Genomic DNA, 22,788 nt, shown 5'->3' with positions numbered 1-22,788 from the left:
CGCGCGCGTCGACGGCGAGACCATCCTCGAGCTCGGCCTCCCCGGCAAGCCGGCCCCCGACGGGTTCCTCGAAGGCGCACGCCGCGTCGGCGTCGACCCCCGCCGCGCCGTCGTCGTCGAGGACGCGCTCGCGGGGGTCGCGGCCGGGCGCGCGGGCGGCTTCGGGCTCGTCGTCGGCGTCGACCGGGACGACCACGCGGAGGCGCTCGCCGCGCACGGCGCGGACGTCGTCGTGCAGGACCTCGCGGAGCTGCTCGCCGACCCCGACGAGCACGTGCACCGCTCGGGCCCGCGCGTGCACCGGCTGCGCGACGCGGGCCGCCGCATCGTCGCGACGTCGACGGACGTCCCGCCCGACCCGTGGCGCATGGTCGAGCACGCGTTCACCCCCAACCGTACCGAGCAGACCGAGACGCTGTTCGCGCTGTCGAACGGCTACCTCGGGATCCGCGGCGCGTTCGAGGAGGGCGCTCCCGCACGCTCCCCCGCGACGCTGCTCAACGGGTTCCACGAGACGTGGCCGATCGTCTACCCGGAGGCGGCGCACGGGTTCGCGACGACGGGCCAGACGATCCTGCCCGTGCCCGACGGCACCGCGCTGCGGCTGCTCGTCGACGAGGAGCCCGTGACGTGCGAGAACGCGGAGGTCCGCCACTTCGAGCGCACGCTCGACATGCGGCACGCGGTCCTCACCCGCACGGTCGTCCTGCAGCTCTCCGACGGGCGGCGGTTCCGCCTGCACAGCGAACGCCTCGTGTCGCTCGCCCAGCGGCACCTCGCCGTCCTGCGCTACGAGATCACCGCGCTCGACGCGCCCGGCCGCGTCGTCCTGTCCTCGGAGCTCGTCGCCCCGACCGACGCCGTCGGCGAGGACGTCACGCTCGACCCGCGCCAGTCCCGCCAGGTCACCGCGGCCCTGCAGCCCGGTCAGGACCGCACCGACGGCCTGCGCGTCGTGCGCGCGTACTCCACCACCCGGTCGGGCCTCACCGTCGCCGCCGCGATGGACCACGAGGTCGACGGCGGCGTCACCCACGTCGGCACCCGCGTCGAGCCCTCCCGCGCGCGCGTCGTGTTCGACGTCGAGACGCAGGTCGGCGTCCCCGTCGGCGTCACGAAGTGGCTCGCCTACCACCACGGCGACGAGGACGCGGGCGAGCTGCTCAACCGCGCCGGCATGACGATCCACCGCGCCCGTGACGCCGGGTACGCCGCGGTCCGCGCGGCGCACCAGCGCGAGGCCGACCTGTTCTGGGAGCGCAGCGAGGTCGAGCTGCCCGGCACGTCGGCGGGTCAGCAGGCCGTGCACTTCAGCCAGTTCACGCTGCTGCAGGCGACGTGGCGCAGCGAGGGCCACGGCGTGCCGTCGAAGGGCCTCACGGGGACCGGGTACGAGGGGCACTACTTCTGGGACACCGAGGCGTACCTGCTGCCGTTCCTCATCCACACCTCGCCGCGCGTCGCGCGGAGCCTGCTCATGCACCGCGTGCGGATGCTGCCCGCGGCGCGGGCCCGGGCCCGGGAGGTCGGGTGCGACGGAGCCCTCTTCCCGTGGCGCACGATCAACGGGCAGGAGGCGTCGGCCTACTACGCAGCGGGGACCGCGCAGTACCACATCGACGCGGACGTGGCCTACGCGCTCGAGCAGTACGTGACCGTCACCGGTGACACCGACCTCATGGTCCAGCACGGTGCGGAGCTGCTGGTCGAGACCGCGCGTATGTGGGCCGGGCTCGGCTTCTTCTCGGACCGGCACGACGGCCGGTTCGTCATCCTCAGGGTCACCGGGCCGGACGAGTACTCGACCGTCGTCGACAACAACCTCTACACGAACCTCATGGCCGCGGAGAACCTGCGCGCGGCCGCCGACACGCTCGACTGGATGGCGCGCGAGCACCCGAAGGAGCACGCGGCGCTCGTCGAAGGGCTGCGGCTGCTGGACAGCGAGGTCGCGACGTGGCGGCGGGCGGCCGAGCTGATGTACGTGCCGTTCGACGAGACCGCGGGCGTGCACCTCCAGGACGACGCGTTCACCCGGCTGAGGCGCTGGGACTTCGCAGGCACCTCGCCGGAGATGTACCCGCTGCTGCTGCACTTCCACCCGCTCGTCATCTACCGCCACCAGGTGATCAAGCAGGCCGACGTGGTGCTCGCGACCGTCATGCTCCCGGAGCGCTTCACGCCTGCCGAGCGCCGCCGGATCTTCGAGTACTACGACCCGCTGACGACGGGCGACTCGTCGCTGTCCGAGTGCATGCAGGCGATCGCGGCGGCCGACGTGGGCAAGTTCCGGACGGCTGAGGAGTACCTGGTCGACGCGGCGTCGATCGACCTCACGGACCGGGCAGGGAACCTGCGTGACGGCGTGCACGCGGCGTCCGCGGGCGGCATGTGGATGGCGCTCGTGCAGGGGTTCGCGGGCTACCGGTGGCGCGGCACGCAGTTCGCGCCGATGCTCCCGACGCGCGCGCGCCGCATGCGGTTCCCGCTGCAGATCCGCGGGTCCGTGCTCGAGGTCGACGTGTGCGAGGACCTCGTGACCTACACCGTGCGCAGCGGCGGGCCGGTGAGCGGGCAGCACCGCGGAACGCCGTTCACCGCGAAGCCCGGCGAGCCCGTGACCTTCCCCGGGGAGTACCACACGCGCGACCGGTGATGCCGGCAGGACCAAAGGTCCTACTGCGGTTTCTCCACCGTTCCTAGTCTCGGCGTCAAGAGCGGGCAATGCGTCCCGCAGACGCGCACGGACGGGAGCTCCCATGACAGTCGACGTCACGACCCCTGACGCCCTGCGGACGCTCGGCCTCCCGGCCGCCGTGCGCGACGTCCTCGACGCGGCCGACGTGATCGTCCCCGCGACGCGCGACGAGCTCTACGCGCTCGCCCTCGGACCCGACGGCGGCCCGCGGTTCGACGTCGTCTACGACGTCCACGGCGAGCCCGTGAAGGAGGCGGACGTCGTCCGCTGCGCCAACGGGCTCGCGATCAACTACCCCGAGGACTACCTGCGCCGCCGCGACCCCGACTGCATGCGGATCGCCGACGACCTGCCCACCGACAAGCCGCGCTACCGCGACGTCTACGGCGCCGACTTCGCGCCCGTGAAGACCGAGACCCTCGACTGGCTCGCCGGGCAGCGCCTCGTCGTGCTCCCCTTCCGCGCCGGCGGCCCGGTGCACGGGTACCCGTCGCTCGCGATCGTCCCGGCCAACGCCGCGTTCTTCGCCCTCACGCTCGCCGACCTGCAGGGCTGGGTCACGTTCGACGAGCTCGGGCCGTTCACCCCCCGCTCGATCCTGTACGTCGCTCCCCCGTTCCGGCACACGCACTTCGACGGCCGGCAGGTCGTCGTGCACGACCGGTCCACCACGCTGCACGAGGTGTTCGCCTACAACCTCTACCCCGGGCCGTCGGCGAAGAAGGGCATCTTCTCCGTGCTTCTCGACATCGGCGAGCAGGAGGGCTGGCTCACCGCGCACGCGTCCTCGGTGCGCGTCACGACGCCGTACGAGAACGAGACCGTCGTCATGCACGAGGGCGCGTCCGGCGGCGGCAAGTCCGAGATGTGCCAGGAGTTCCGCCGCCTCGACGACGGCCGCATCCTGCTCGGCACCAACGTCGTCACGGGCACGACCGACACGATCACCCTCGCCGAGTCCTCCGCCCTCGCGCCCGTCACCGACGACATGACCCTCTGCCACCCCGCGATCCAGGGCACCGACGGGCGTCTCGTCGTCGCCGACGCCGAGGCCGGCTGGTTCGTCCGCGTCGACAACCTCACCGAGTACGGCCAGGACGCCACGCTCGAGCGCGCCGTCATCCACCCCGACCAGCCGCTCGTCTTCTACAACATGCGCGGCCTCCCCGACGCCACCCTCCTGCCGTGGGAGCACACGCTCGACGCGAACGGGACACGGTGCCCCAACCCGCGCGTCGTCGTCGCGCGCTCGCAGTTCCGGCACGTCGTCGACGAGGCCGAGCCCGTCGACGTCCGCACCTTCGGCGTCCGCATGCCCGCGTGCACGCGCGACGCACCCACCTACGGCGTCATGGGCCTCATGCACCTCGTCCCGCCGTCGCTCGCGTGGGTGTGGCGGCTCGTCGCACCGCGCGGCGACAAGAACCCGTCCATCGGCGAGTCAGCCGCGGACACCGAGCGGCTCGCGCACGGTGGGCTGGTCGCCGAGGGCGTCGGGTCGTACTGGCCGTTCTCGACGGGCACCAAGGTCGGCGCCGCCAACCTGCTGCTGCGCCAGATCGTCGCCGCCCCCCGGACGCGGTACGTCCTCACGCCCAACCAGCACATCGGCTCGTACCACGTCGGTTTCGCCGCCGAGTGGCTCACGCGCGAGTACCTCGCCCGGCGCGGCACGTCCCGCATCCGGCGTGAGTCGCTCCAGCCCGCGCGCTGCCCGCTGTTCGGCTGGACGCCGCGCGAGCTGCGGATCGACGGCCAGACGATCCGCCCGTCGTACCTCGCGCCCGAGCTGAGTCCCAGGTCGGCGAGGAGGCCTACGACCAGGGCGCCGCGGTGCTCACGGCGTTCTTCCGGTCCGAGCTCGCGCAGTTCCTCACGCCCGACCTCGACCCGCTGGGCCGCCGCATCATCGAGACCGTCCTCGCCGACGGCACCGTCGAGGAGCACGAGGCGCTCACCCCCACAGCGCACTGACGCGCCCGCGCCCCGACACGCGAGAGGCCGGTCCCGACGTCCAGGGACCGGCCTCTCGCGTGATGCGGCTGCTCAGCGGCGGCGCTTCTCGCGCACCCGCACCGAGATCGAGATCGGCGTCCCCTCGAACCCGAACGTCTCGCGCAGACGACGCTCGATGTACCGGCGGTACCCCGGGTCCAGGAAGCCCGTCGTGAAGATCACGAACCGCGGCGGACGCGTCGACGCCTGCGTCGCGAACAGGATGCGCGGCTGCTTCCCCCCGCGCAGCGGGTGCGGGTGCGCCGCGACGAGCTCACCGAGGAACGCGTTGAGCCGACCGGTCGAGATGCGCGTGTCCCACGACTCGAGCGACCGCTTGAGCGCCGGCACCAGCCGGTCGGTGTGCCACCCCGTGCGCGCCGAGATGTTGACCCGCGGCGCCCACTGCACCTGCACGAGGTCCTTCTCGATCTCCCGCTCGAGGAACGGCCGACGGTCCTCGTCCATCAGGTCCCACTTGTTGTACGCGATGACCAGCGCACGACCCGCGTCGACGACCTGCGAGATCACGCGCGTGTCCTGCTCCGTCATCGTCGACGACGCGTCGACGAGCACGACCGCGACCTCGGCCTTCTCGATCGCCGCCTGCGTGCGCAGCGACGCGTAGAAGTCCGGGCCCGACGTCTGGTGCACCCGCCTGCGGATGCCCGCGGTGTCGACGAACACCCACGGCTCGCCCTTCAGCAGGACCAGCTCGTCGACCGGGTCGCGCGTCGTGCCCGCGGTCGCGTCCACGACGACGCGCTCGGTGCCGAGCACCTTGTTGAGCAGGGACGACTTGCCGACGTTCGGGCGGCCCACGAGGGCGACCCGGCGCGGACCGTCCGGGAGCGGCTTCGCGTGCGCCGACACCTCCGGCAGCGCGTCGACGGCGGCCTCCAGGAGGTCGCCCGTGCCGCGCCCGTGCAGCGCGGAGACCGGGTACGGCTCGCCGAGCCCGAGCGCCCACAGCGCCGCCGCGTCCGCCTCGACAGCCGGGCCGTCGACCTTGTTCGCGCACAGCACGACCGGCTTGCCCGCCCGCCGCAGCAGCCGCACGACCTGCTCGTCCGTGTCCGTCGCACCGACCGTCGCGTCGACCACGAACAGCACCGCGTCGGCCAGCGCGATCGCGACCTCGGCCTGCTGGGCGACGCGCGCCTCGATGCCCGCGACGTCGACCTCCCAGCCACCGGTGTCGACCACCGTGAACCGGCGACCGGCCCACTCGGCCGGGTAGCTCACGCGGTCGCGCGTCACGCCCGGCTGGTCCTCCACGACCGCCTCACGGCGGCCGATGATCCGGTTCACCAGCGTCGACTTGCCGACGTTCGGCCGCCCGACGACCGCGAGCACCGGCAGCGCGGTCGCCGCCGCACCGCCCTCCTCGTCCTCGTCGAGCCCGTCGATCAGCGCGAGGTCCTCGTCCTCCAGCGCGTACTCCGCGAGCCCGGCACGCAGCGCGCGCTCACGGTCGGCGTCGCCTGCCTCGTCGGGAAGCTCCAGGGCGTCGCCGTCCTCGTCGGGGAGCTCCAGGGCGGGGTCGGTGTCCGTCATGCCGACCATTCTCCCCTGTCGGGCGAGCAGCCGTGACCCCGGGACGCGCGGGTCGCCGGTCAGACGGCCTCGCTGTCCGGGCCGTCCGTCGGCAGGACGAGGCCCGACCGGGCGCTCGCCCGGGTCACGAGGTCCGAGAGCGCGACCCGCACCGCCTCGTTGGCGTCGACGAGGGCGGCCCGTCCGGAGACGCCCGGGGAACGCTCGACGACGACGGGCTCGCCGAACTCGACGACGAGGTGGCGGCGGAAGCCCGGCACGTGCCCGACGGACTCCCCCGTGCGCCGGGTCCCCAGGATCGCCACGGGCACGACGGGAGCCTGCCCGTTGAGCGCGAGCCATGCGATCCCCGCCCGGGCGCTCGTCGCGTCGCCCCGGCCGCGGTTGCCCTCGGGGAAGATGCCGACGACACCGCCGCGGCGCAGCACGCCGAGCGCGGTCGTGAGCGCCGCCCGGCCACCCTGCCGGTCCACCGGGATCTGACCCGCGGCGGTCAGCAGCAGCCCGACCGGCCCGTGGAACATCTCCTCCTTGACGAGGATGTGCGTCGGCCGCGGCGCGACGCCGATGAGGATCGGCCCGTCGACGACGCCCGTGTGGTTGGCCGCGAGCAGCACGGGCCCCGTCCGCGGCACCCGGTCGGCACCGACGACGTCCGCCGCCCACACCCCGCGCGCGAGGAAGCGGCCGATCCAGCGCGACCACGCCGGGCCGGCCGGCGACGGCAGGCGCTGCTCGGTCACGCCCGGGACGCGGCCGTCACGACCGCGAGCACCGCCTCGACCGTCTGCTCGAAGTCCAGGTGCGACGAGTCGACCGTCACGACCCCGTCAGCCGCGGTGTGGAACTGGACGACCGTCGAGTCGTCCGCGTCGCGCCGCAGCACCTGGTCGCGCGTCGCCTCGACCGCCTGCGCGTCCGCCGTCCCGTGCACGTCGAGCGCGCGCCGGGCGAGCCGCGCCTCCTCGCTCGCCGTCAGCAGCACGCGCACGTCGGCGTCGGGGGCGATCACGGTCGTGATGTCGCGCCCCTCCGCGACGACGCCGCGGCCGCCCGAGAACGAGCCCGGCTCGCGCTCGGCCTCGATGAGCGCACGCTGGCGGCGGCCCAGCTCGGCGCGGGCCTCCAGGTTCGTCGCGACCGCGCTCACCGCGGCCGAGATCGCGGTCTCGCGGATGTCCGCCGAGACGTCGGTCCCGTCGACGACGACGGTCGGCGCGTCCGGGTCGACGCCGAGGTCGAGCGGCAGGGTCCGCACCGCCGCGGCGACCGCGTCGGTGTCGGTCAGCGGGACGCCCTGCGCGAGGCACCACCACGTCGCGGCCCGGTAGGTCGCCCCCGTGTCGACGTACGCGAGCCCGAGGGCGCGCGCGACCGCACGCGACACGCTCGACTTCCCCGACCCGGACGGGCCGTCGATCGCGACCACGAAGGGCGCCGGGATCGTGCTCAACTCACCAGTCTCCATCCGCGGAGCGTGAGCTCCGCCTCGAGGTGCGGGACCGCGCTCGGCAGCACCGAGATCGCCGCCATGCCGACGGGACGCCCCGCCGCGTGCTCCAGGTGCAGGTCCTCCAGGTTGACGCCCGCCTCGCCGACGTCCGTCAGCAGCCGGGCGAGCTCACCGGGGGCGTCCGGGACGAGCACCGTCACGACCGAGTAGTCGCGGCGCACGCCGCCGTGCTTGCCGGGCACGCGGGCCACACCCGCGTTCCCGTCCGCGATCGCCTGCGCGATCGTCGACAGCGCGCCGGGCGCGACGTCCTCCGGGCCCGTCGCCGCGGCGGCACCGCCGAGCGCGTGGATGACGCCGTCCAGGTCGGTGCGCAGGTCGACGAGCACGTCGCGGACCGCGGCCGCGTTGGCGGCGAGGATCGACGTCCAGAGCGCCGGGTCCGAACCCGCGATCCGCGTGACGTCGCGCAGGCCCTGCCCTGCGAGCCCGAGCGCCGCCTCGTCGACGTCTCGCAGCCGCGACGCGACCAGGCTCGCCACGACCTGCGGCACGTGCGACACCGCCGCGACCGCCGCGTCGTGCGCGTCGGCGTCCATCGTCACCGGCACCGCGCCGAGGTCGACGGCGAGCGACCGCACCGCGAGCAGCGCGTCCGGACGCGACGAGCCCGAGTCCGCGATGACCCACGGGCGTCCGAGGAACAGGTCCGGCACGGCGGCGACGGGACCGGAACGCTCCCGGCCCGCCATCGGGTGCGAGCCGACGTAGCGCGACAGGTCCGCGCCCGACGCGCGCAGCTCCGACAGCACGTAGCCCTTGACGCTCGCGACGTCCGTCACGACCGCGCCGGGGTGCGCCTCGAGCTCGGCGAGCACGACGTCCGACGTCACGTCGGGCGGCGCTGCCACGACGACGAGCGCCGGCTCGGGGTCGTCGGCCGACGCGGGGCGGCCGGCGCCGACGTCGCGGGCCAGCGCGACCGCGGTCCGCGACGGGTCGTGCAGCAGCACCTCGACCCCGCGTGTCGCGAGCCCGAGCCCGACGGACGTCCCGAGCAGACCCGTCCCGACGATCCGGACCGGCCCTGCGGTCGCGACGTTCACAGACCCACCTGGGTCATGAGCGAGCCGACCTCCGTCTTCGACAGGACCCGCGTCCGGCCGGGCTTGAGGTCCCCGAGCCGGATCGGACCGACCTGCGTGCGCACGAGCCGCGTGACGGGGTGGCCCACCTCCTCCAGGAGTCGGCGCACGACGCGGTTGCGGCCCTCGTGCAGCACGAGCTCCACGAGGCTGGCCTGCGGCGTCGTCTGGACCACCTGGAACTTGTCGACCTTGACCAGGCCGTCCTCGAGCTCGATCCCGCGCGTGAGCCGCCCGGCCAGCGACCCGGCGACGCGCCCCTCGACGTGTGCGAGGTACGTCTTCGCGACCCCGTGCGACGGGTGCGACAGCCGGTTCGCGAGCTCGCCGTCGTTCGTCAGCAGCAGCAGGCCCTCGGTCTCCGCGTCGAGCCGGCCGACGTGGAACAGCCGCTCGTTGCGGTCCGCGACGAACTGCGCGATCGACGGGCGCCCCTCCGGGTCGTGCATGGTCGACACGACGCCCTTGGGCTTGTTGAGCGCGAGCGTCACGATCGACGAGTCGAGCTGCACGCGCAGCCCGTCGACGTGGATGACCGCGCGCACCGGGTCGACGCGCACGCCGAGCTCCCGCACCGTCGCGCCGTCGACGGTCACCCGCCCGGTCGCGATGAGCTCCTCGCACGCGCGTCGCGACCCCAGGCCCGCCGACGCGAGCACCTTCTGCAGGCGCACGCCCTCGGGGTCGTGGACGTCGATCGTCACCTCGGGCTCGCGCGCCGGACGCGGACGGGACGGTCGCTGCGGACGCTGCGTCGCGCGACCACCGGCACCGCCGCGCCCCGCGCCGCCCGACCGTGCGGGCTTCCCGGTCCCTCCGGCGTGCGACGGCCGGCCGCCGCCGGTACCGCCACCGCCGCCGCGTCCGCCGGACGCCTTGCCGGGCGTGCCGCCACGCCGCTCCTGCGGGCTCATCTGGTCTCTCCGATCGCCTGGTCGACGCCTTCCAGCGCGTCGATGTCCGGCAGGTAGGGGGCGAGCGGGGGCAGCTCGTCCAGGCTGGACACCCCCATGCGCTCCAGGAAGTATCCCGTGGTCCCGTACAGGACCGCGCCGGTCGTGGGCTCGGTGCCGACCTCGGCCACGAGGCCGCGGGCCGTGAGCGTCCGCACGACGCCGTCCACGTTGACCCCGCGCACCGCCGACACCTGGCCGCGCGTCACGGGCTGCCGGTACGCGACCACGGCCAGGGTCTCGAGCGCCGCCTGCGTGAGCCGCGCGGTCTGCCCGTCGACGACGAAGCGTCCGACGACGTCCGCGTACGCGGGTGCCGAGTAGATCCGCCAGCCGTCCGCGACGGGTCGCAGCTCGAACCCGCGCGGCCGGCCGCCGCGCTCCCCGCGGTACTCGGCGACGAGCTCGGCGAGCAGCGCCTCGACGTCCGCGACGGGCAGCGCGAGCACGGACGCGAGCCGCACGGCCGGGATCGGCTCGTCGGCGACCATGAGCACCGCCTCGAGCGTCGCGAGCGCGCCGCCCGGCAGGTCCTCGACGTCGAACGCGAGCTCGTCGGGCACGGACGCGTCCGGCGCCGCGGCGTCCTGGACGTCGTCGACCTGGACGTCCTGGTCGGCCTGGTCGTCAGTCATGCGGGACCTCCATCGTCAGCGGGGTGCGAGCCTCGCGACCCGGAACGTCGTCGTCGGGCACGGCCCCGTCGGGCACGGTCCCCTCCGGCGCCACCGCTCCCCCGGTCGTGTCGAGCTGGTCGAAGTCGTCGGACACCTGCACGTCCCCCTCAGCCGCACCCGTCCACCGCACGGTCAGCTCGCCGAGCGCCTCGACCTGGTCGAACGCGACGGCTCCCTCGCGGAACAGCTCGAGCAGCGCGAGGAACCGGGCGACGACCACGACGGTCGCGTCGGCGTCGGCGGTCAGCGAGCGGAACGACGCGGCGCCCGCGTGCCGCAGCCGGTCGACGAGCACGGCGGCCTGCTCGCGCACGCTGACCGCGGGCGCGTGCAGGTGGCTGATGTCGACCGCGGGCGGCCCCGGCTTCGGCGCGAGCGCACGCGCCGCGAGGCGGGCGAGCTCCTCGGGCCCGACCTGCCAGACGAGCTCGGGCAGCAGCGCCGCCAGGTGCGGCTCGAGCGTCACGGTCCGCGGGAACCGGCGACCCTCGGTCGCGAACCGCTCCGCGAGGTACCCGGCGACCTGCTTGTAGGCGCGGTACTGCAGCAGCCGGGCGAAGAGCAGGTCGCGCGCCTCGAGCAGCTCGAGGTCCTCGGCGTCCTCGACCTCGGCGCTCGGGAGCAGGCGTGCGGCCTTGAGGTCCAGCAGCGTCGCGGCGACGACGAGGAACTCGCTCGCCTGGCTGAGGTCCCAGTCGCGCTCGTGGTTGCGGATGTAGCCGACGAACTCGTCGGTCACGCGCCCGAGCGCGACCTCGGTGATGTCGAGCTTGTGCTTCGCGATGAGCCCCAGCAGGACGTCGAACGGCCCGCTGAAGTTGTCGAGGTGGACCTCGAAGCCGTGCGCGCCCGCCGGCGCCGGGCCGGCGGTCGACTGCTCGGGCGGGAGCGCGCGCTCGTCAGGCGGCGTCGCCACGGGCGACGAGCTCACGCGCGAGCTGCCGGTAGGCCGCCGCACCCGCGTGCGACGGGGCGTACGTGGTGATGGGCTCGGCGGCGACGGTCGCGTCGGGGAACTTGACGGTGCGGCCGATCACCGTGTGCAGCAGCGTGTCGCCGAATGCCTCGTGCACGCGGGCGACGACCTCGCGGGCGTGCAGCGTGCGCGAGTCGTACATCGTCGCGAGGATGCCGTCGACCTCGAGGCGCGGGTTCAGCCGGTCGCGCACCTTCTCGATCGTCTCGATGAGCAGCGCGACGCCGCGCAGCGCGAAGAACTCGCACTCGAGCGGGATGACGACGCCGTGCGCCGCGGTGAGCGCGTTGACGGTCAGGAGCCCGAGCGACGGCTGGCAGTCGACGAGCACGAGGTCGTAGTCGTCGAGCACGGGCCGCAGCACGCGTGCGAGCACGGACTCCCGCGCGACCTCGCCGACGAGCTGCACCTCGGCCGCCGACAGGTCGATGTTCGCCGGGAGCAGGTCGAGCCCGGGGGTGGCCGTCGGACGCACGACGTCGGCGATCTGCGCGTCGCGCTCCATCAGCAGGTTGTAGACCGTGCGGTCGAGCTCGTGCGGGTTGACGCCGAGGCCGACCGACGCCGCTCCCTGCGGGTCGAAGTCCACGACGAGGACCCGGCGCCCGTACTCGGCCAGCGCGGCTGCGAGGTTGATCGTGGTCGTCGTCTTGCCGACGCCGCCCTTCTGGTTGCACATGGCGATGACGCGGGCGGGACCGTGCGACGCGAGCGGAGCCGGCTCCGGGAAGAGGGGCAGCGGTCGTCCGACGGCGTCGAGCTGCGGTTCGGTCGTCTCCTGGCTCACCACGCGGGACAACCTACCCGAGCGGAGCGGTCGATCACCGGAGGACGGCCCGTGCCGACACGATTCGGGCGGCCGCTCACCGGGCGTGCGGGTGCGCGGCCGCGTACGCCTCGCGCAGCTCGTCGTCCTGCGACGTCGCGTAGAGCTGCGTGGTCGTGATCGAGGCGTGCCCGAGCAGCTCCTGGACGACCCGTACGTCGGCCCCGCGGGCGAGCATGTGCGTGGCGAACGAGTGACGCAACGTGTGCGGAGAGATGCCGTCGGCGTCGATGAGGCCCGCGCGGTGCGCCGCGCTGCGCAGCACCGCCCACGCGCTCTGCCGGCTGAGGCGCGCGCCGCGCGTGTTGAGGAACAGCGCGAGACGGTCGGTGCCCGGGCTGCCCGCGGTCAGCAGCGGCCGGGAGTCCGTGAGGTAGTCGTCGAGCGCGCGCACGGCCCGGCGCCCCAGCGGTGCGACCCGCTGCTTGGCGTTGCCGGCCGCGAGGCGCACCGCGGCGCGCCGCTCGGTGCGGTCGACGTCGCGCAGGTCGAGGCCGACGACCTCCGAGATGCGGGCACCCGTCGAGTACAGCAGCTCGAGCAGCGCGCGGTCGCGCGCGGGCAGCGGCCCGTCACCCTGCCCGGCGGCGTCGAGGAGTCGGTCGACCTCCTCGATCGAGATGGCCTTGGGCAGCCGCCGCGGCTGCGCGGGGGCGCGGACCGACCACGTCGTGTCGTCGACGGACACGCCGTGGCGGGCGAGGAACCGGTGCCAGCCGCGGACCGCGGCGACCAGGCGGGCCGCCGAGGACTCGGACAGGGGCCGGCGTCCGTCGGCACCGGCTCGCGCCGCGTCGACGAACGCCTCGACGTCGGGGCCCACGATCTCGGCCGGCGAGGTCCGCCCGACCGACGTGAGGTACCCCACGTAGCGCTCGAGGTCGCGGCGGTAGGCCTCGAGCGTGTTGTCCGACAGGCCGCGGTCGGACAGGTGGCGCAGGTAGCGCTCGAGCGACGTGCGCAGGTCGTTCGCCGGTACGGGCGGGGCGTCGTCCGTCACCGGGGGCTCAGAGCGGCAGGAAGACGTCCACCGCGATCGCGACGGACAGCAGCGTCAGGTAGGTGATGGAGCCGTGGAACACGGTCATCGCGCGCAGCTTGCCGCGGGCCGGGTCGTTCGCGCGGCGCAGCAGCGTGATGCACGACCACAGGAACCACGCGCCCAGCCCGGTGGCGACGACCGCGTAGACCCACGTCATCCCGGCCACGGGCACGAGGAGCAGCGTGCACGCGATCATCGCGAGGGTGTACGCGATCATCTCGCGCGCGACCTTCGAGTCCTTCGCGACGACGGGCAGCATCGGCACGCCCGCGGCCGCGTAGTCGTTCCGGAACTTCATCGACAGCGGCCAGTAGTGCGGCGGCGTCCAGAAGAAGATGACGCCGAAGAGCACGAGCGGCGTCCACGACACCCCGCCGGTGACGGCGGACCAGCCGATGAGCACGGGCATGCACCCGGCCGCGCCGCCCCACACGATGTTCTGCGGCGTTCGCCGCTTGAGGATCATCGTGTAGCCGACCACGTAGATGAGGATCGCGCCGGCCGTGAGCCAGGCGGACGCGGGGTTGACGACGAGCCAGAGCCACGCGAGCGACCCCACGCCGAGCGCGAGACCGAACGTCAGCGCGGCGCGCGGGCTGATCTCCCCCGTCGCGGTGGGACGCCGCTTGGTCCTGTTCATCACCTGGTCGATGTCGCGGTCCAGGTAGCAGTTGAGGACGTTGGCCGAGCCGGCCGCGGCCGCGCCGCCCACCAGCGTGGCGAGCACGAGGGCGAGGCTCGGGAAGCCGCCCTGCGCCAGGATCATGGTCGGCAGCGTGGTGACGAGCAGGAGCTCGATGACGCGCGGCTTGGTGAGCGCGAGGTACGCGCCGAGCACACGACGGACGCGTGCGGTGCGGGTCGCGGGCGTCGTGGACACGGCCGGTGCGGGCGCCGCCGTCAGGTGCGCGCGCGGGGTCGCCGCGGCCGACGCTCCGGCGTCGTCGACTGACAGTGGACTGCTGAGGCGCACGCGCTGCGGTTCCGTTCCTGGTCGGGCGGGGGGCTTGTCGCGCTGCCATGCTACGGCCTGGTCGTGCGTCCCGGGTGGCGGCGACGGCTGGATCAGGCAGGGTCGGGGTGTGAGATCGGTCGCTGCGGCAACCCGGGATGGCGCTTTCCCGTGCCGTGGGCACGGTGACGTCCGAACGCCGGGTGAGATATAGGCTCGACGCGCAGGGACCGACGACCGCCTCCCCCGGGGTCGTGTCGTGGTCCGCCGGCACCCCGGTCGAGGGTGCCCGACCAGTACGTCGGAGACGACACCCGGCCGCCGGTGCGGGTGGGAATGAGGTGCGGTGAACGCGAAGGCCCCCCTGGCGGAGACTGTCGGCTGGACCGACCTGGACCTGCGTGCCGTGGACACGGTGCGCGTCCTGGCCGCGGACGCCGTCGAGAAGGTCGGCAACGGCCACCCCGGGACCGCGATCAGCCTCGCGCCCGCGGCCTACCTGCTGTACCAGAACGTGCTCCGGCACGACCCGACCGACCCCCACTGGCTGGGTCGCGACCGGTTCGTGCTCTCCGCGGGCCACTCGGCCCTCACGCAGTACATCCAGCTCTATCTCGGCGGGTTCGGCCTCGAGATCGAGGACCTCCAGGCGCTGCGCACGTGGGGCTCCAAGACCCCGGGTCACCCCGAGTACCGGCACACCGCGGGCGTCGAGATCACGACCGGCCCGCTCGGCCAGGGGCTCGCCTCGGCCGTCGGCTTCGCGATGGCGCAGCGGCGCGAGCGCAACCTGCTCGACCCCGACGCCGCGCCCGGCACGAGCCCGTTCGACCACTACACGTACGTCATCGCGTCCGACGGTGACCTGCAGGAGGGCGTGACGAGCGAGGCCTCGTCCATCGCGGGCACGCAGGAGCTCGGCAACCTCGTCGTGCTGTGGGACGACAACCACATCTCGATCGAGGGCGACACCGAGATCGCGTTCACCGAGGACGTCCTGGCGCGCTACGAGGCGTACGGCTGGCACGTGCAGTTCGTCGACTGGACCGCCGGCGGCGAGTACCGCGAGGACGTCGACGCGCTCCACGCCGCGATCGAGGCCGCCAAGGCCGTGACCGACAAGCCGTCGTTCATCGGCATCCGCACGCTCATCGCGTGGCCCACGCCGAACAAGACGAACGACCACTCGTCGCACGGCTCCAAGCTCGGCACCGAGTCCGTCCGCGGCCTCAAGGAGCTGCTGGGCTTCGACGCGGACGTGAACTTCCCCGTCGAGCCCGAGGTCATCGCCCACACGCGCTCGCTCGCCGACCGCGCCGCCGCGACCCGCGCCGAGTGGCAGACGTCGTTCGACGCGTGGCGCGAGGCCAACCCCGAGAACGCCGCGCTGCTCGACCGGCTCGTCGAGCGCCGCCTGCCCGAGGGCTGGGAGCAGGCGCTGCCGACGTTCCCCGCGGGCAAGGCGGTCGCGACGCGTGCCGCGTCCGGCGAGGTGCTCTCGGCGATCGGCCCCGAGCTCCCCGAGCTGTGGGGCGGCTCGGCCGACCTCGCGGGCTCGAACAACACGACCATGAAGGGCGCGACGTCCTTCATCCCCGCGAAGCGCTCGACGCACGAGTTCGGCGGCGACGAGTTCGGCCGCACGCTGCACTTCGGCATCCGTGAGCACGGCATGGGCGCGATCCTGTCGGGCATCACGCTGCACGGCCTCACGCGGCCCTACGGCGGCACGTTCCTGCAGTTCGCCGACTACATGCGCGGTTCCGTCCGTCTCGCCTCGCTCATGGGCGTGCCGTCGGTCTACGTGTGGACGCACGACTCGATCGGCCTCGGCGAGGACGGCCCGACGCACCAGCCCGTCGAGCACCTGACCGCGCTGCGCGCGATCCCCGGCCTGACGGTCCTGCGCCCGGCCGACGCGAACGAGACCGCGCAGGCCTGGAAGGCGATCCTCGAGTACACCGACGGTCCCGTCGGTCTCATCCTCACGCGCCAGAACGTCCCGACGTTCCCCCGCGGCGAGGACGGGTTCGCCGGCGCGGAGGGCGTCGCGCGCGGCGCCTACGTGCTCGTCGACGCGAGCAACGGCTCGCCCGAGGTCATCCTCATCGGCACCGGCTCCGAGGTGCAGCTCGCCGTCGCGGCCCGCGAGACCCTCGAGGCCGCGGGCGTCCCGACGCGCGTCGTCTCGGCGCCGTCGCTCGAGTGGTTCGCCGAGCAGGACGAGGCCTACCGCGAGTCGGTCCTGCCGTCCGCCGTGCGCGCCCGCGTCTCGGTCGAGGCCGGCATCGCCCTGTCGTGGCACAAGATCGTCGGCGACGCCGGCCGGTCGGTGTCGCTCGAGCACTACGGCGCCTCCGCGGCCTTCGAGAAGCTCTACGAGGAGTTCGGGATCACCGCCGACGCGGTCGTCGCGGCCGCCCACGAGTCGCTCGCCGCGGCCCGCGGGGACGCGGCCCCGTCCGCCGCCTCTGCGGCGCCGACGCAGAGCGGGACGGGCGACCTCCCGGCCTGAGCACGCGGGTCCGACCGGACGACCGGTCCCGTGCACCCGGGGCCGTCAGTGGGAAGAAGGGGAAGCACGATGGCACCGAGCAGCACCCCGGTCGCACGACTCACGGAGGCGGGGGTGGCGATCTGGCTGGACGACCTGTCCCGTGAGCGCCTCCGCACCGGAGACCTCGCCGACCTCGTCGAGGACCTCGGCGTGGTGGGCGTGACGACCAACCCGACGATCTTCGCGTCGGCCCTGTCGAAGGGCGACGCCTACGACGAGCAGCTCCGTGAGCTCGCCGCCGAAGGCGTCGACCTCGACGAGGCGGTCTTCCGCATCACGACGGACGACGTGCGCGCGGCCGCCGACGTCCTGCGCCCGGTCTACGACCGGACCGCGGGCGTCGACGGTCGCGTGTCGATCGAGGTGGACCCGCGGCTCGCCCGGGACACCGAGGGCACCATCGCGTCCGCGAAGGCGCTCTGGTCGACCGTGGACCGGCCCAACGTGTTCATCAAGATCCCCGCGACGGTCGAGGGGCTGCCGGCCATCACGGCTGTCCTCGCGGAGGGGATCAGCGTCAACGTGACGCTGATCTTCTCCCTCGACCGCTACCGCGCCGTGCTCGACGCGTTCCTCGCGGGCCTCGAGCAGGCGCGCGAGAACGGGCACGACCTCGCGCCGATCGCCTCGGTCGCGTCGTTCTTCGTGTCGCGCGTCGACGCGGCGATCGACCCGACGCTGGACGAGCTCGGCACGCCCGAGGCGGCGGAGCTGCGCGGCAAGGCCGCCCTCGCCAACGCGCGGCTCGCGTACGGCGTCTACGAGGAGGTCGCCGGCGGTGAGCGCTGGCAGTCCCTCGCGGCCGCCGGCGCGCACCCGCAGCGACCGCTGTGGGCGTCGACCGGGGTCAAGGACACGGCGTACCCCGACACGCTGTACGTCGACGAGCTCGTCGTCGCAGGCGTCGTCAACACCATGCCCGAGGCCACGCTGCGCGCGGTCGCGGACCACGGCGGCGACGCGCACGACACCGTCACGGGCACGGGTGCGGCGTCCGCCGAGGTCATCGACCGGCTCGCCGAGCTGGGCGTCGACCTCGACGAGGTGACCGTCCAGCTCGAGGAGGAGGGCGTGTCGAAGTTCGAGGCGAGCTGGGAGCAGCTGCTGTCGACCGTGCGTACCGGCCTGTCCGAGGCGCAGGCGCAGGTCGCGGCCGGTGAGGCCCGGTGAGCGCGAAGATCGCCGCAGGCCACAACCCGCTGCGCGACCCACGCGACCGGCGGCTCCCCCGCATCGCCGGCCCGTCCGGTCTCGTCATCTTCGGCGTGACGGGCGACCTCGCCCGCAAGAAGCTCATGCCCGCCGTGTACGACCTGACGAACCGGGGGCTGCTGCCCCCGGGCTTCGCCCTCACCGGGTTCGCCCGGCGGGACTGGGCGACGCAGGACTTCGCGGAGATCGTGCACGACTCCGTCAAGGAGCACGCGCGCACGCCGTTCCGTGAGGCGACGTGGCGTCAGCTGTCCGAGGGCATCCGCTTCGTGCAGGGCACGTTCGACGACGACGACGCGTTCGACCGGCTGAGCGACACCGTCGAGGAGCTCGACGTGTCCCGCGGCACGGGCGGCAACCACGCGTTCTACCTGTCGATCCCGCCGAGCTCGTTCCCGGTCGTCTGCAAGCAGCTCGCGCGCTCGGGCCTCTCGCAGCCCAAGGACGGCACGTGGCGACGCGTCGTCATCGAGAAGCCGTTCGGCCACGACCTGGCGAGCGCGCGCGAGCTGCAGGACATCGTCTCGAGCGTGTTCCGGCCGGACGACATCTTCCGGATCGACCACTACCTCGGCAAGGAGACGGTCCAGAACCTGCTCGCGCTGCGGTTCGCGAACCAGCTGTTCGAGCCCATCTGGAACGCCAACTACGTCGACCACGTCCAGATCACGATGGCCGAGGACATCGGCATCGGCGGCCGCGCCGGCTACTACGACGGCATCGGCGCCGCGCGCGACGTCATCCAGAACCACCTGCTGCAGCTCCTCGCGCTCACCGCGATGGAGGAGCCCGTGTCGTTCGACGCCGAGGGACTGCGCAACGAGAAGATCAAGGTGCTCTCGGCCGTGCGCAACCCGCGGGACATCGGCAAGCACACGGCGCGCGGCCAGTACACCGCGGGCTACCAGGGCGGCGAGAAGGTCGTCGGCTACGCCGAGGAGGAGGGTTTCAACCCGAACTCCACGACGGAGACGTACGCCGCGATCCGCGTCGACATCGACACGCGCCGCTGGGCGGGCGTCCCGTTCTACCTGCGGACCGGCAAGCGCCTGGGCCGCCGCGTCACGGAGATCGCGGTCGTGTTCAAGCGCGCGCCGCACCTGCCGTTCGAGTCGACCGCGACGTCCGAGCTGGGCAACAACGCGCTCGTCATCCGCGTGCAGCCCGACGAGGGCGTCACGCTGCGGTTCGGCGCCAAGGTGCCGGGCACCGCGATGGAGGTCCGCGACGTCACGATGGACTTCGGCTACGGGCACGCCTTCACCGAGTCCTCCCCCGAGGCGTACGAGCGGCTCATCCTCGACGTCCTGCTCGGCGACCCGCCGCTGTTCCCGCAGCACCAGGAGGTCGAGCTGTCCTGGAAGATCCTCGACCCGATCATCGACCACTGGGCCTCGAAGGGCGGGAAGCCCGACGAGTACCGGGCGGGCACGTGGGGGCCGGCGTCGGCCGACGAGATGATGGCGCGTGACGGACGCGCGTGGAGGCGACCGTGATCATCAACCTGCCGGACACCACCACGCGCGACATCAACAAGCGCCTGCTCAAGGAACGCGACGAGGGCGGCGCCGTCGCGCTCGGCCGCGTGCTCACGCTCCTCATCGACGCGGGCACGCACGACCCCGAGGACGCGATCGACGCGGCCAACGACGCGAGCCGCGAGCACCCGTGCCGTGTCATCGTGCTCGCCAAGGACACGCACGACCGCACGTCGAGCCTGGACGCGCAGATCCGCCTCGGCGGTGACGCGGGGGCGAGCGAGGTCATCGTCCTGCGCCCGTCCGGGGCCATCGACCGGCACCTCGACACGCTCGTCATGCCGCTCCTCCTGCCCGACGCGCCGATCGTCACGTGGTGGCCGTACGAGATCCCCGACGTGCCCTCCGAGCACCCGCTCGGCCGCATGGCGCAGCGCCGCATCACCGACTCGTCGCAGTGCGCACGACCGGGCAAGGAGCTGCGCAAGCTCTCGAAGGTCTACGCCGAGGGCGACACCGACCTCGCGTGGACGCGTGCGACGCTGTGGCGCGGGCTCATCGCCGCGACGCTCGACCAGCCGCCGTTCGAGGCCGTCCGCAAGGCCGTCGTCACCGGCGAGAGCACGCACCCGTCGGTCGACCTGATGGCCGCGTGGCTCGCGGAGTCGCTGCGCTGCCCGGTCGAGGTCGAGCGCCTCGCCGACGCACCCGCGATCACGCAGGTGCGGCTCGAGCGCGCGTCGGGTGACATCGTGCTCGACCGTCCCGACGGCAAGACGGCGGCGCTGCGCCAGCCCGAGCAGCCGGAGCACCGGATCGCGCTGCCGATCCGCCAGCTGCGCGAGTGCCTCGCGGAGGAGCTGCGCCGGCTCGACCCGGACGAGGTCTACGGCGACGTCCTGCAGAAGGGCCTCGCGAGGATCGACGCGTGAGCCGCCGCGACGTCGTCGTCCACCCGGACGCCACGGTCCTCGCGGAGGCCGTCGCCGCACGGCTGCTGACCCGGCTGCTCGACCTGCAGTCGCACCGCTCCCCCGTCCACGTCGTCCTCACGGGCGGCACGGTCGGGATCAGGTCGCTCGCGGCGGTCGCGCACAGCCCGCTGCGCGACGCGGTCGACTGGTCGGGCGTGCACCTGTGGTGGGGCGACGAGCGCTTCCTCCCCGACGGGGACGCCGACCGCAACGAGACGCAGGCACGCGAGGCGCTGCTCGACGCTCTCGACGCCCTGCCGGCGGAGAACGTCCATCCCATGCCGGCGCTGTCCGACGACGTGCCGACGCCCGAGGCGTCCGCCGCGGCCTACGCGCGCACGCTCGCCGAGCACGCGCCGCCCGGGCTGGTCGCGCCGCGGTTCGACGTCACGCTGTTCGGGATGGGGCCGGACGGCCACGTCGCGTCGTTGTTCCCCGGGCACGACACCGTGTCCGTGACCGGGGTCGCGACGGTCGCGGTGCACGACTCCCCCAAGCCGCCGCCCCTGCGCGTGTCGCTCACGTTCGACGCGATCCGCGCGTCGCGCGAGGTCTGGGTCGTCGCCGCGGGTGCCGAGAAGGCGCCCGCCGTCGCCTCCGCCCTCGCAGGTGCGCCAGTGCGCGAGACGCCCGCGTCGGGCGCGCTCGGCACGGAGCGCACGCTGTGGCTCGTGGACACCGCGGCGACGCAGGACGCGGCCCCCGGAGCCCCCGCGGCGGCCGCGGCAAGCGACGAGGGCGTCGACCCCGTGGCCCGGTGGACGGCCGTCGACACCTGGTTCGAGCAGCTCGCGCCGCAGGACGTCGCGCTGGTCGACGCGGGGCGCAGCGCGCGTGAGGCCGGCCTGCCCGACATCGCGGTGTCGGCGCTGCAGGGCAAGCTCCTGCACCTGTTGGCGCGGGCCGTCAGCGCGCGTCGCGTCCTCGAGCTCGGCACCCTCGGCGGCTACAGCACTCTCTGGCTCGCGCGAGCCCTCCCCGAGGGCGGCCGGGTCGTCACGCTGGAGATCTCCCCCGAGCACGCTCGGGTGGCGTCGGAGACGTTCGCGCGCGCCGGCCTCGACGACCGGATCGACGTGCTCGTGGGGCCCGCGACGGAGACGCTCGAGCGCCTCGCGGCCGACGGCGTGGAGCCGTTCGACCTGGTGTTCGTCGACGCGGACAAGCAGATGCTCGCCGCGTACGTCGACAGCGTCGCCGGTCTGGTCCGGCCGGGGGCGCTCGTCGTCGTGGACAACGTCGTGCGCGGCGGCGCGGTCGTCGACCCGCACCACCCCGACGAGCGCGTGCAGGGCGTGCAGCGGTTCGTCGCGAGCGTCGCGCAGGACGCGCGCTGGGAGGCCACGGTGCTCCAGACGGTCGGCTCCAAGGGGTACGACGGCTTCGCCCTCCTGCGCCGCACGGAGCGTTAGCACCTCACGAGCGCGACGTCCCTCCACGCGCATCCTGGGAACGACGAAGGGCCCCGCCGCTCAGCGGCAGGGCTCTTTCGTCGTGCGCGGAACGGTCGTCCGGTCAGGCGCCGGTCGTCCGGCCGCCGCGACGGGCGCGGAGCGCGGCGAGCGCCTCGTCGAGGATCGCGGCGCCGTCCTCGTCGGACCGCCGCTCCTTCACGTACGCGAGGTGCGTCTTGTACGGCTCGTTCTTGCTGGGGGACGGAGGGTTCTCCTGGTCCTGGCCGGCCGGGAACCCGCAGCGCGGGCAGTCCCACGTGGCGGGCGCCTCCTCGGCGGCCTCCTCCGCGAAGCTCGGCCGCGTCTCGTGGCCGTTCGCGCACCAGTAGGAGATCCAGATCCGCGGTGCGGCGTCACCCCGCTCGGCCTCGCCCATCGGGCCGGCTCCGACTCGCGACCCCCTGATCGCGCTCCCGCTCGCCATCGCCAGCCCCTCTCAGCTCGCCGTGCGCTCGATGAGGCCGAGCAGCACGATCACGACGGTCCAGAACAGGGCCACACCGATGGTGATCCGGTTGAGGTTGCGCTCCGCGACGCCCGAGCTGCCGGCGCTGCTCGAGATGCCGCCGCCGAACATGTCGGACAGGCCGCCGCCCTTGCCCTTGTGCAGGAGCACCAGCGGGATGAGCAGGATGCTGGACAGGACCAGCAGCACCTGGAGGGTGATGCGCAGGGCGTTCACGGCGGAGTCGGTTCCTCACTGGACGGGCGCGTCGACCGGCCGGATGGCGGCGACGCTGCGGTGGACCGCGGTACAGGGTAGGCGACTCGTGGCGGGAAAAGCCACCACCGCCCACAGACGTGGGGCCCCGTGCCGCGTCGAGCGCGTGCACGGGGCC

General features: G+C 73.7%; 18 protein-coding genes and 1 pseudogene. 7 read left to right on the top strand and 12 right to left on the bottom strand.

The window, feature by feature from the left end; genetic code table 11:
- Both CTKZ_RS06575 and CTKZ_RS06570 read left to right on the top strand, forming a co-directional pair.
- A partial coding sequence (locus tag CTKZ_RS06575) for an HAD-IA family hydrolase (RefSeq protein ID WP_124342203.1) occupies positions 1 to 2,656 on the top strand: 2,656 nt, incomplete at its 5' end.
- 103 nt (positions 2,657 to 2,759) lie between these two features.
- Positions 2,760 to 4,436: pseudogene (locus CTKZ_RS06570) on the top strand (DUF4914 family protein); the annotation flags it as partial.
- 308 nt (positions 4,437 to 4,744) lie between these two features.
- Here the strand turns inward: CTKZ_RS06570 and der are convergent.
- The 10 genes from der to CTKZ_RS06520 all read right to left on the bottom strand — a co-directional run bounded on the left by der (position 4,745) and on the right by CTKZ_RS06520 (position 14,202).
- Positions 4,745 to 6,250 (bottom strand): ribosome biogenesis GTPase Der, encoded by a 1,506-nt coding sequence (gene der / locus CTKZ_RS06565; protein ID WP_124342202.1) that lies wholly within the window; start codon positions 6,248 to 6,250, stop codon positions 4,745 to 4,747.
- Between the two features lie 59 nt (positions 6,251 to 6,309).
- Positions 6,310 to 6,993: a lysophospholipid acyltransferase family protein gene (locus CTKZ_RS06560; RefSeq protein WP_124342201.1), complete on the bottom strand. Its 684-nt coding sequence runs from the start codon at positions 6,991 to 6,993 to the stop codon at positions 6,310 to 6,312.
- Positions 6,990 to 7,718: a (d)CMP kinase gene (gene cmk / locus CTKZ_RS06555; RefSeq protein WP_124342200.1), complete on the bottom strand. Its 729-nt coding sequence runs from the start codon at positions 7,716 to 7,718 to the stop codon at positions 6,990 to 6,992. The genes CTKZ_RS06560 and cmk overlap by 4 nt, the downstream gene beginning before the upstream one ends.
- On the bottom strand, positions 7,700 to 8,809 hold the full coding sequence (locus CTKZ_RS06550; RefSeq protein WP_124342199.1) for a prephenate dehydrogenase: 1,110 nt from the start codon (positions 8,807 to 8,809) through the stop codon (positions 7,700 to 7,702). The genes cmk and CTKZ_RS06550 overlap by 19 nt, the downstream gene beginning before the upstream one ends.
- The gene (locus tag CTKZ_RS06545) at positions 8,806 to 9,552 is read right to left on the bottom strand and encodes a pseudouridine synthase (RefSeq protein WP_124342198.1); all 747 of its coding nucleotides are present in this window, start codon (positions 9,550 to 9,552) and stop codon (positions 8,806 to 8,808) included. Before CTKZ_RS06545 ends, CTKZ_RS06550 begins: the two co-directional genes overlap by 4 nt.
- Positions 9,553 to 9,758: 206 nt before the next feature.
- Positions 9,759 to 10,436 (bottom strand): SMC-Scp complex subunit ScpB, encoded by a 678-nt coding sequence (gene scpB / locus CTKZ_RS06540; RefSeq protein WP_124342197.1) that lies wholly within the window; start codon positions 10,434 to 10,436, stop codon positions 9,759 to 9,761.
- Positions 10,429 to 11,394, bottom strand: a complete 966-nt coding sequence (locus CTKZ_RS06535; RefSeq protein ID WP_124342196.1) for a segregation and condensation protein A — start codon at positions 11,392 to 11,394, stop codon at positions 10,429 to 10,431. The genes scpB and CTKZ_RS06535 overlap by 8 nt, the downstream gene beginning before the upstream one ends.
- Positions 11,378 to 12,244 (bottom strand): ParA family protein, encoded by an 867-nt coding sequence (locus CTKZ_RS06530; RefSeq protein WP_124342195.1) that lies wholly within the window; start codon positions 12,242 to 12,244, stop codon positions 11,378 to 11,380. The genes CTKZ_RS06535 and CTKZ_RS06530 overlap by 17 nt, the downstream gene beginning before the upstream one ends.
- A gap of 73 nt (positions 12,245 to 12,317) precedes the next feature.
- Positions 12,318 to 13,280, bottom strand: a complete 963-nt coding sequence (locus CTKZ_RS06525; RefSeq protein ID WP_124342194.1) for a tyrosine recombinase — start codon at positions 13,278 to 13,280, stop codon at positions 12,318 to 12,320.
- Between the two features lie 7 nt (positions 13,281 to 13,287).
- Positions 13,288 to 14,202: a heme o synthase gene (locus tag CTKZ_RS06520; protein WP_124342193.1), complete on the bottom strand. Its 915-nt coding sequence runs from the start codon at positions 14,200 to 14,202 to the stop codon at positions 13,288 to 13,290.
- A gap of 418 nt (positions 14,203 to 14,620) precedes the next feature.
- On the opposite strand from CTKZ_RS06520, the gene tkt reads away from it, so the two are divergent.
- From tkt to pgl, 5 genes are all read left to right on the top strand, one after another.
- Entirely contained in the window at positions 14,621 to 16,789 is a 2,169-nt protein-coding gene (tkt, locus tag CTKZ_RS06515) for a transketolase (protein ID WP_124342192.1), read from the top strand.
- 69 nt (positions 16,790 to 16,858) lie between these two features.
- A complete protein-coding gene (gene tal / locus CTKZ_RS06510) occupies positions 16,859 to 18,001 on the top strand; it encodes a transaldolase (RefSeq protein ID WP_124342191.1) in 1,143 nt (380 codons plus the stop codon).
- Positions 17,998 to 19,539 carry a glucose-6-phosphate dehydrogenase gene (gene zwf, locus CTKZ_RS06505; protein ID WP_124342190.1) on the top strand — a complete coding sequence of 514 codons (1,542 nt, stop codon included), beginning with the start codon at positions 17,998 to 18,000 and terminating at the stop codon, positions 19,537 to 19,539. The genes tal and zwf overlap by 4 nt, the downstream gene beginning before the upstream one ends.
- Positions 19,536 to 20,453, top strand: a complete 918-nt coding sequence (locus CTKZ_RS06500) for a glucose-6-phosphate dehydrogenase assembly protein OpcA (protein WP_124342204.1) — start codon at positions 19,536 to 19,538, stop codon at positions 20,451 to 20,453. Before zwf ends, CTKZ_RS06500 begins: the two co-directional genes overlap by 4 nt.
- Positions 20,450 to 21,907 carry a 6-phosphogluconolactonase gene (gene pgl / locus CTKZ_RS22675; protein WP_124342189.1) on the top strand — a complete coding sequence of 486 codons (1,458 nt, stop codon included), beginning with the start codon at positions 20,450 to 20,452 and terminating at the stop codon, positions 21,905 to 21,907. Before CTKZ_RS06500 ends, pgl begins: the two co-directional genes overlap by 4 nt.
- A 103-nt stretch (positions 21,908 to 22,010) precedes the next feature.
- Here pgl and CTKZ_RS06490 read toward each other — a convergent pair whose 3' ends face one another.
- Positions 22,011 to 22,373, bottom strand: coding sequence for an RNA polymerase-binding protein RbpA (locus tag CTKZ_RS06490; protein WP_124342188.1), 363 nt, complete (start codon positions 22,371 to 22,373; stop codon positions 22,011 to 22,013).
- A 12-nt stretch (positions 22,374 to 22,385) separates the two neighbouring features.
- The gene (gene secG, locus CTKZ_RS06485; protein ID WP_124342187.1) at positions 22,386 to 22,631 is read right to left on the bottom strand and encodes a preprotein translocase subunit SecG; all 246 of its coding nucleotides are present in this window, start codon (positions 22,629 to 22,631) and stop codon (positions 22,386 to 22,388) included.
- Between the last annotated feature and the right edge of the window lie 157 nt (positions 22,632 to 22,788).

The sequence above is a fragment of the Cellulomonas algicola genome, assembly GCF_003851725.1.
Lineage (GTDB): Bacteria > Actinomycetota > Actinomycetes > Actinomycetales > Cellulomonadaceae > Cellulomonas > Cellulomonas algicola.
The sequence above is the reverse complement of the archived record's forward strand: the minus strand, read 5'-3'. Positions and strand labels throughout refer to the sequence as shown.

Excerpts from the sequence above, each read along its gene's own strand:
- der (WP_124342202.1), bottom strand. The coding sequence starts at position 6,250 with ATGACGGACACCGACCCCGCCCTGGAGCTCCCCGACGAGGACGGCGAC.
- cmk (WP_124342200.1), bottom strand. The coding sequence starts at position 7,718 with ATGGAGACTGGTGAGTTGAGCACGATCCCGGCGCCCTTCGTGGTCGCG.
- scpB (WP_124342197.1), bottom strand. The coding sequence starts at position 10,436 with ATGACTGACGACCAGGCCGACCAGGACGTCCAGGTCGACGACGTCCAG.
- tal (WP_124342191.1), top strand. The coding sequence starts at position 16,859 with ATGGCACCGAGCAGCACCCCGGTCGCACGACTCACGGAGGCGGGGGTG.
- CTKZ_RS06490 (WP_124342188.1), bottom strand. The coding sequence starts at position 22,373 with ATGGCGAGCGGGAGCGCGATCAGGGGGTCGCGAGTCGGAGCCGGCCCG.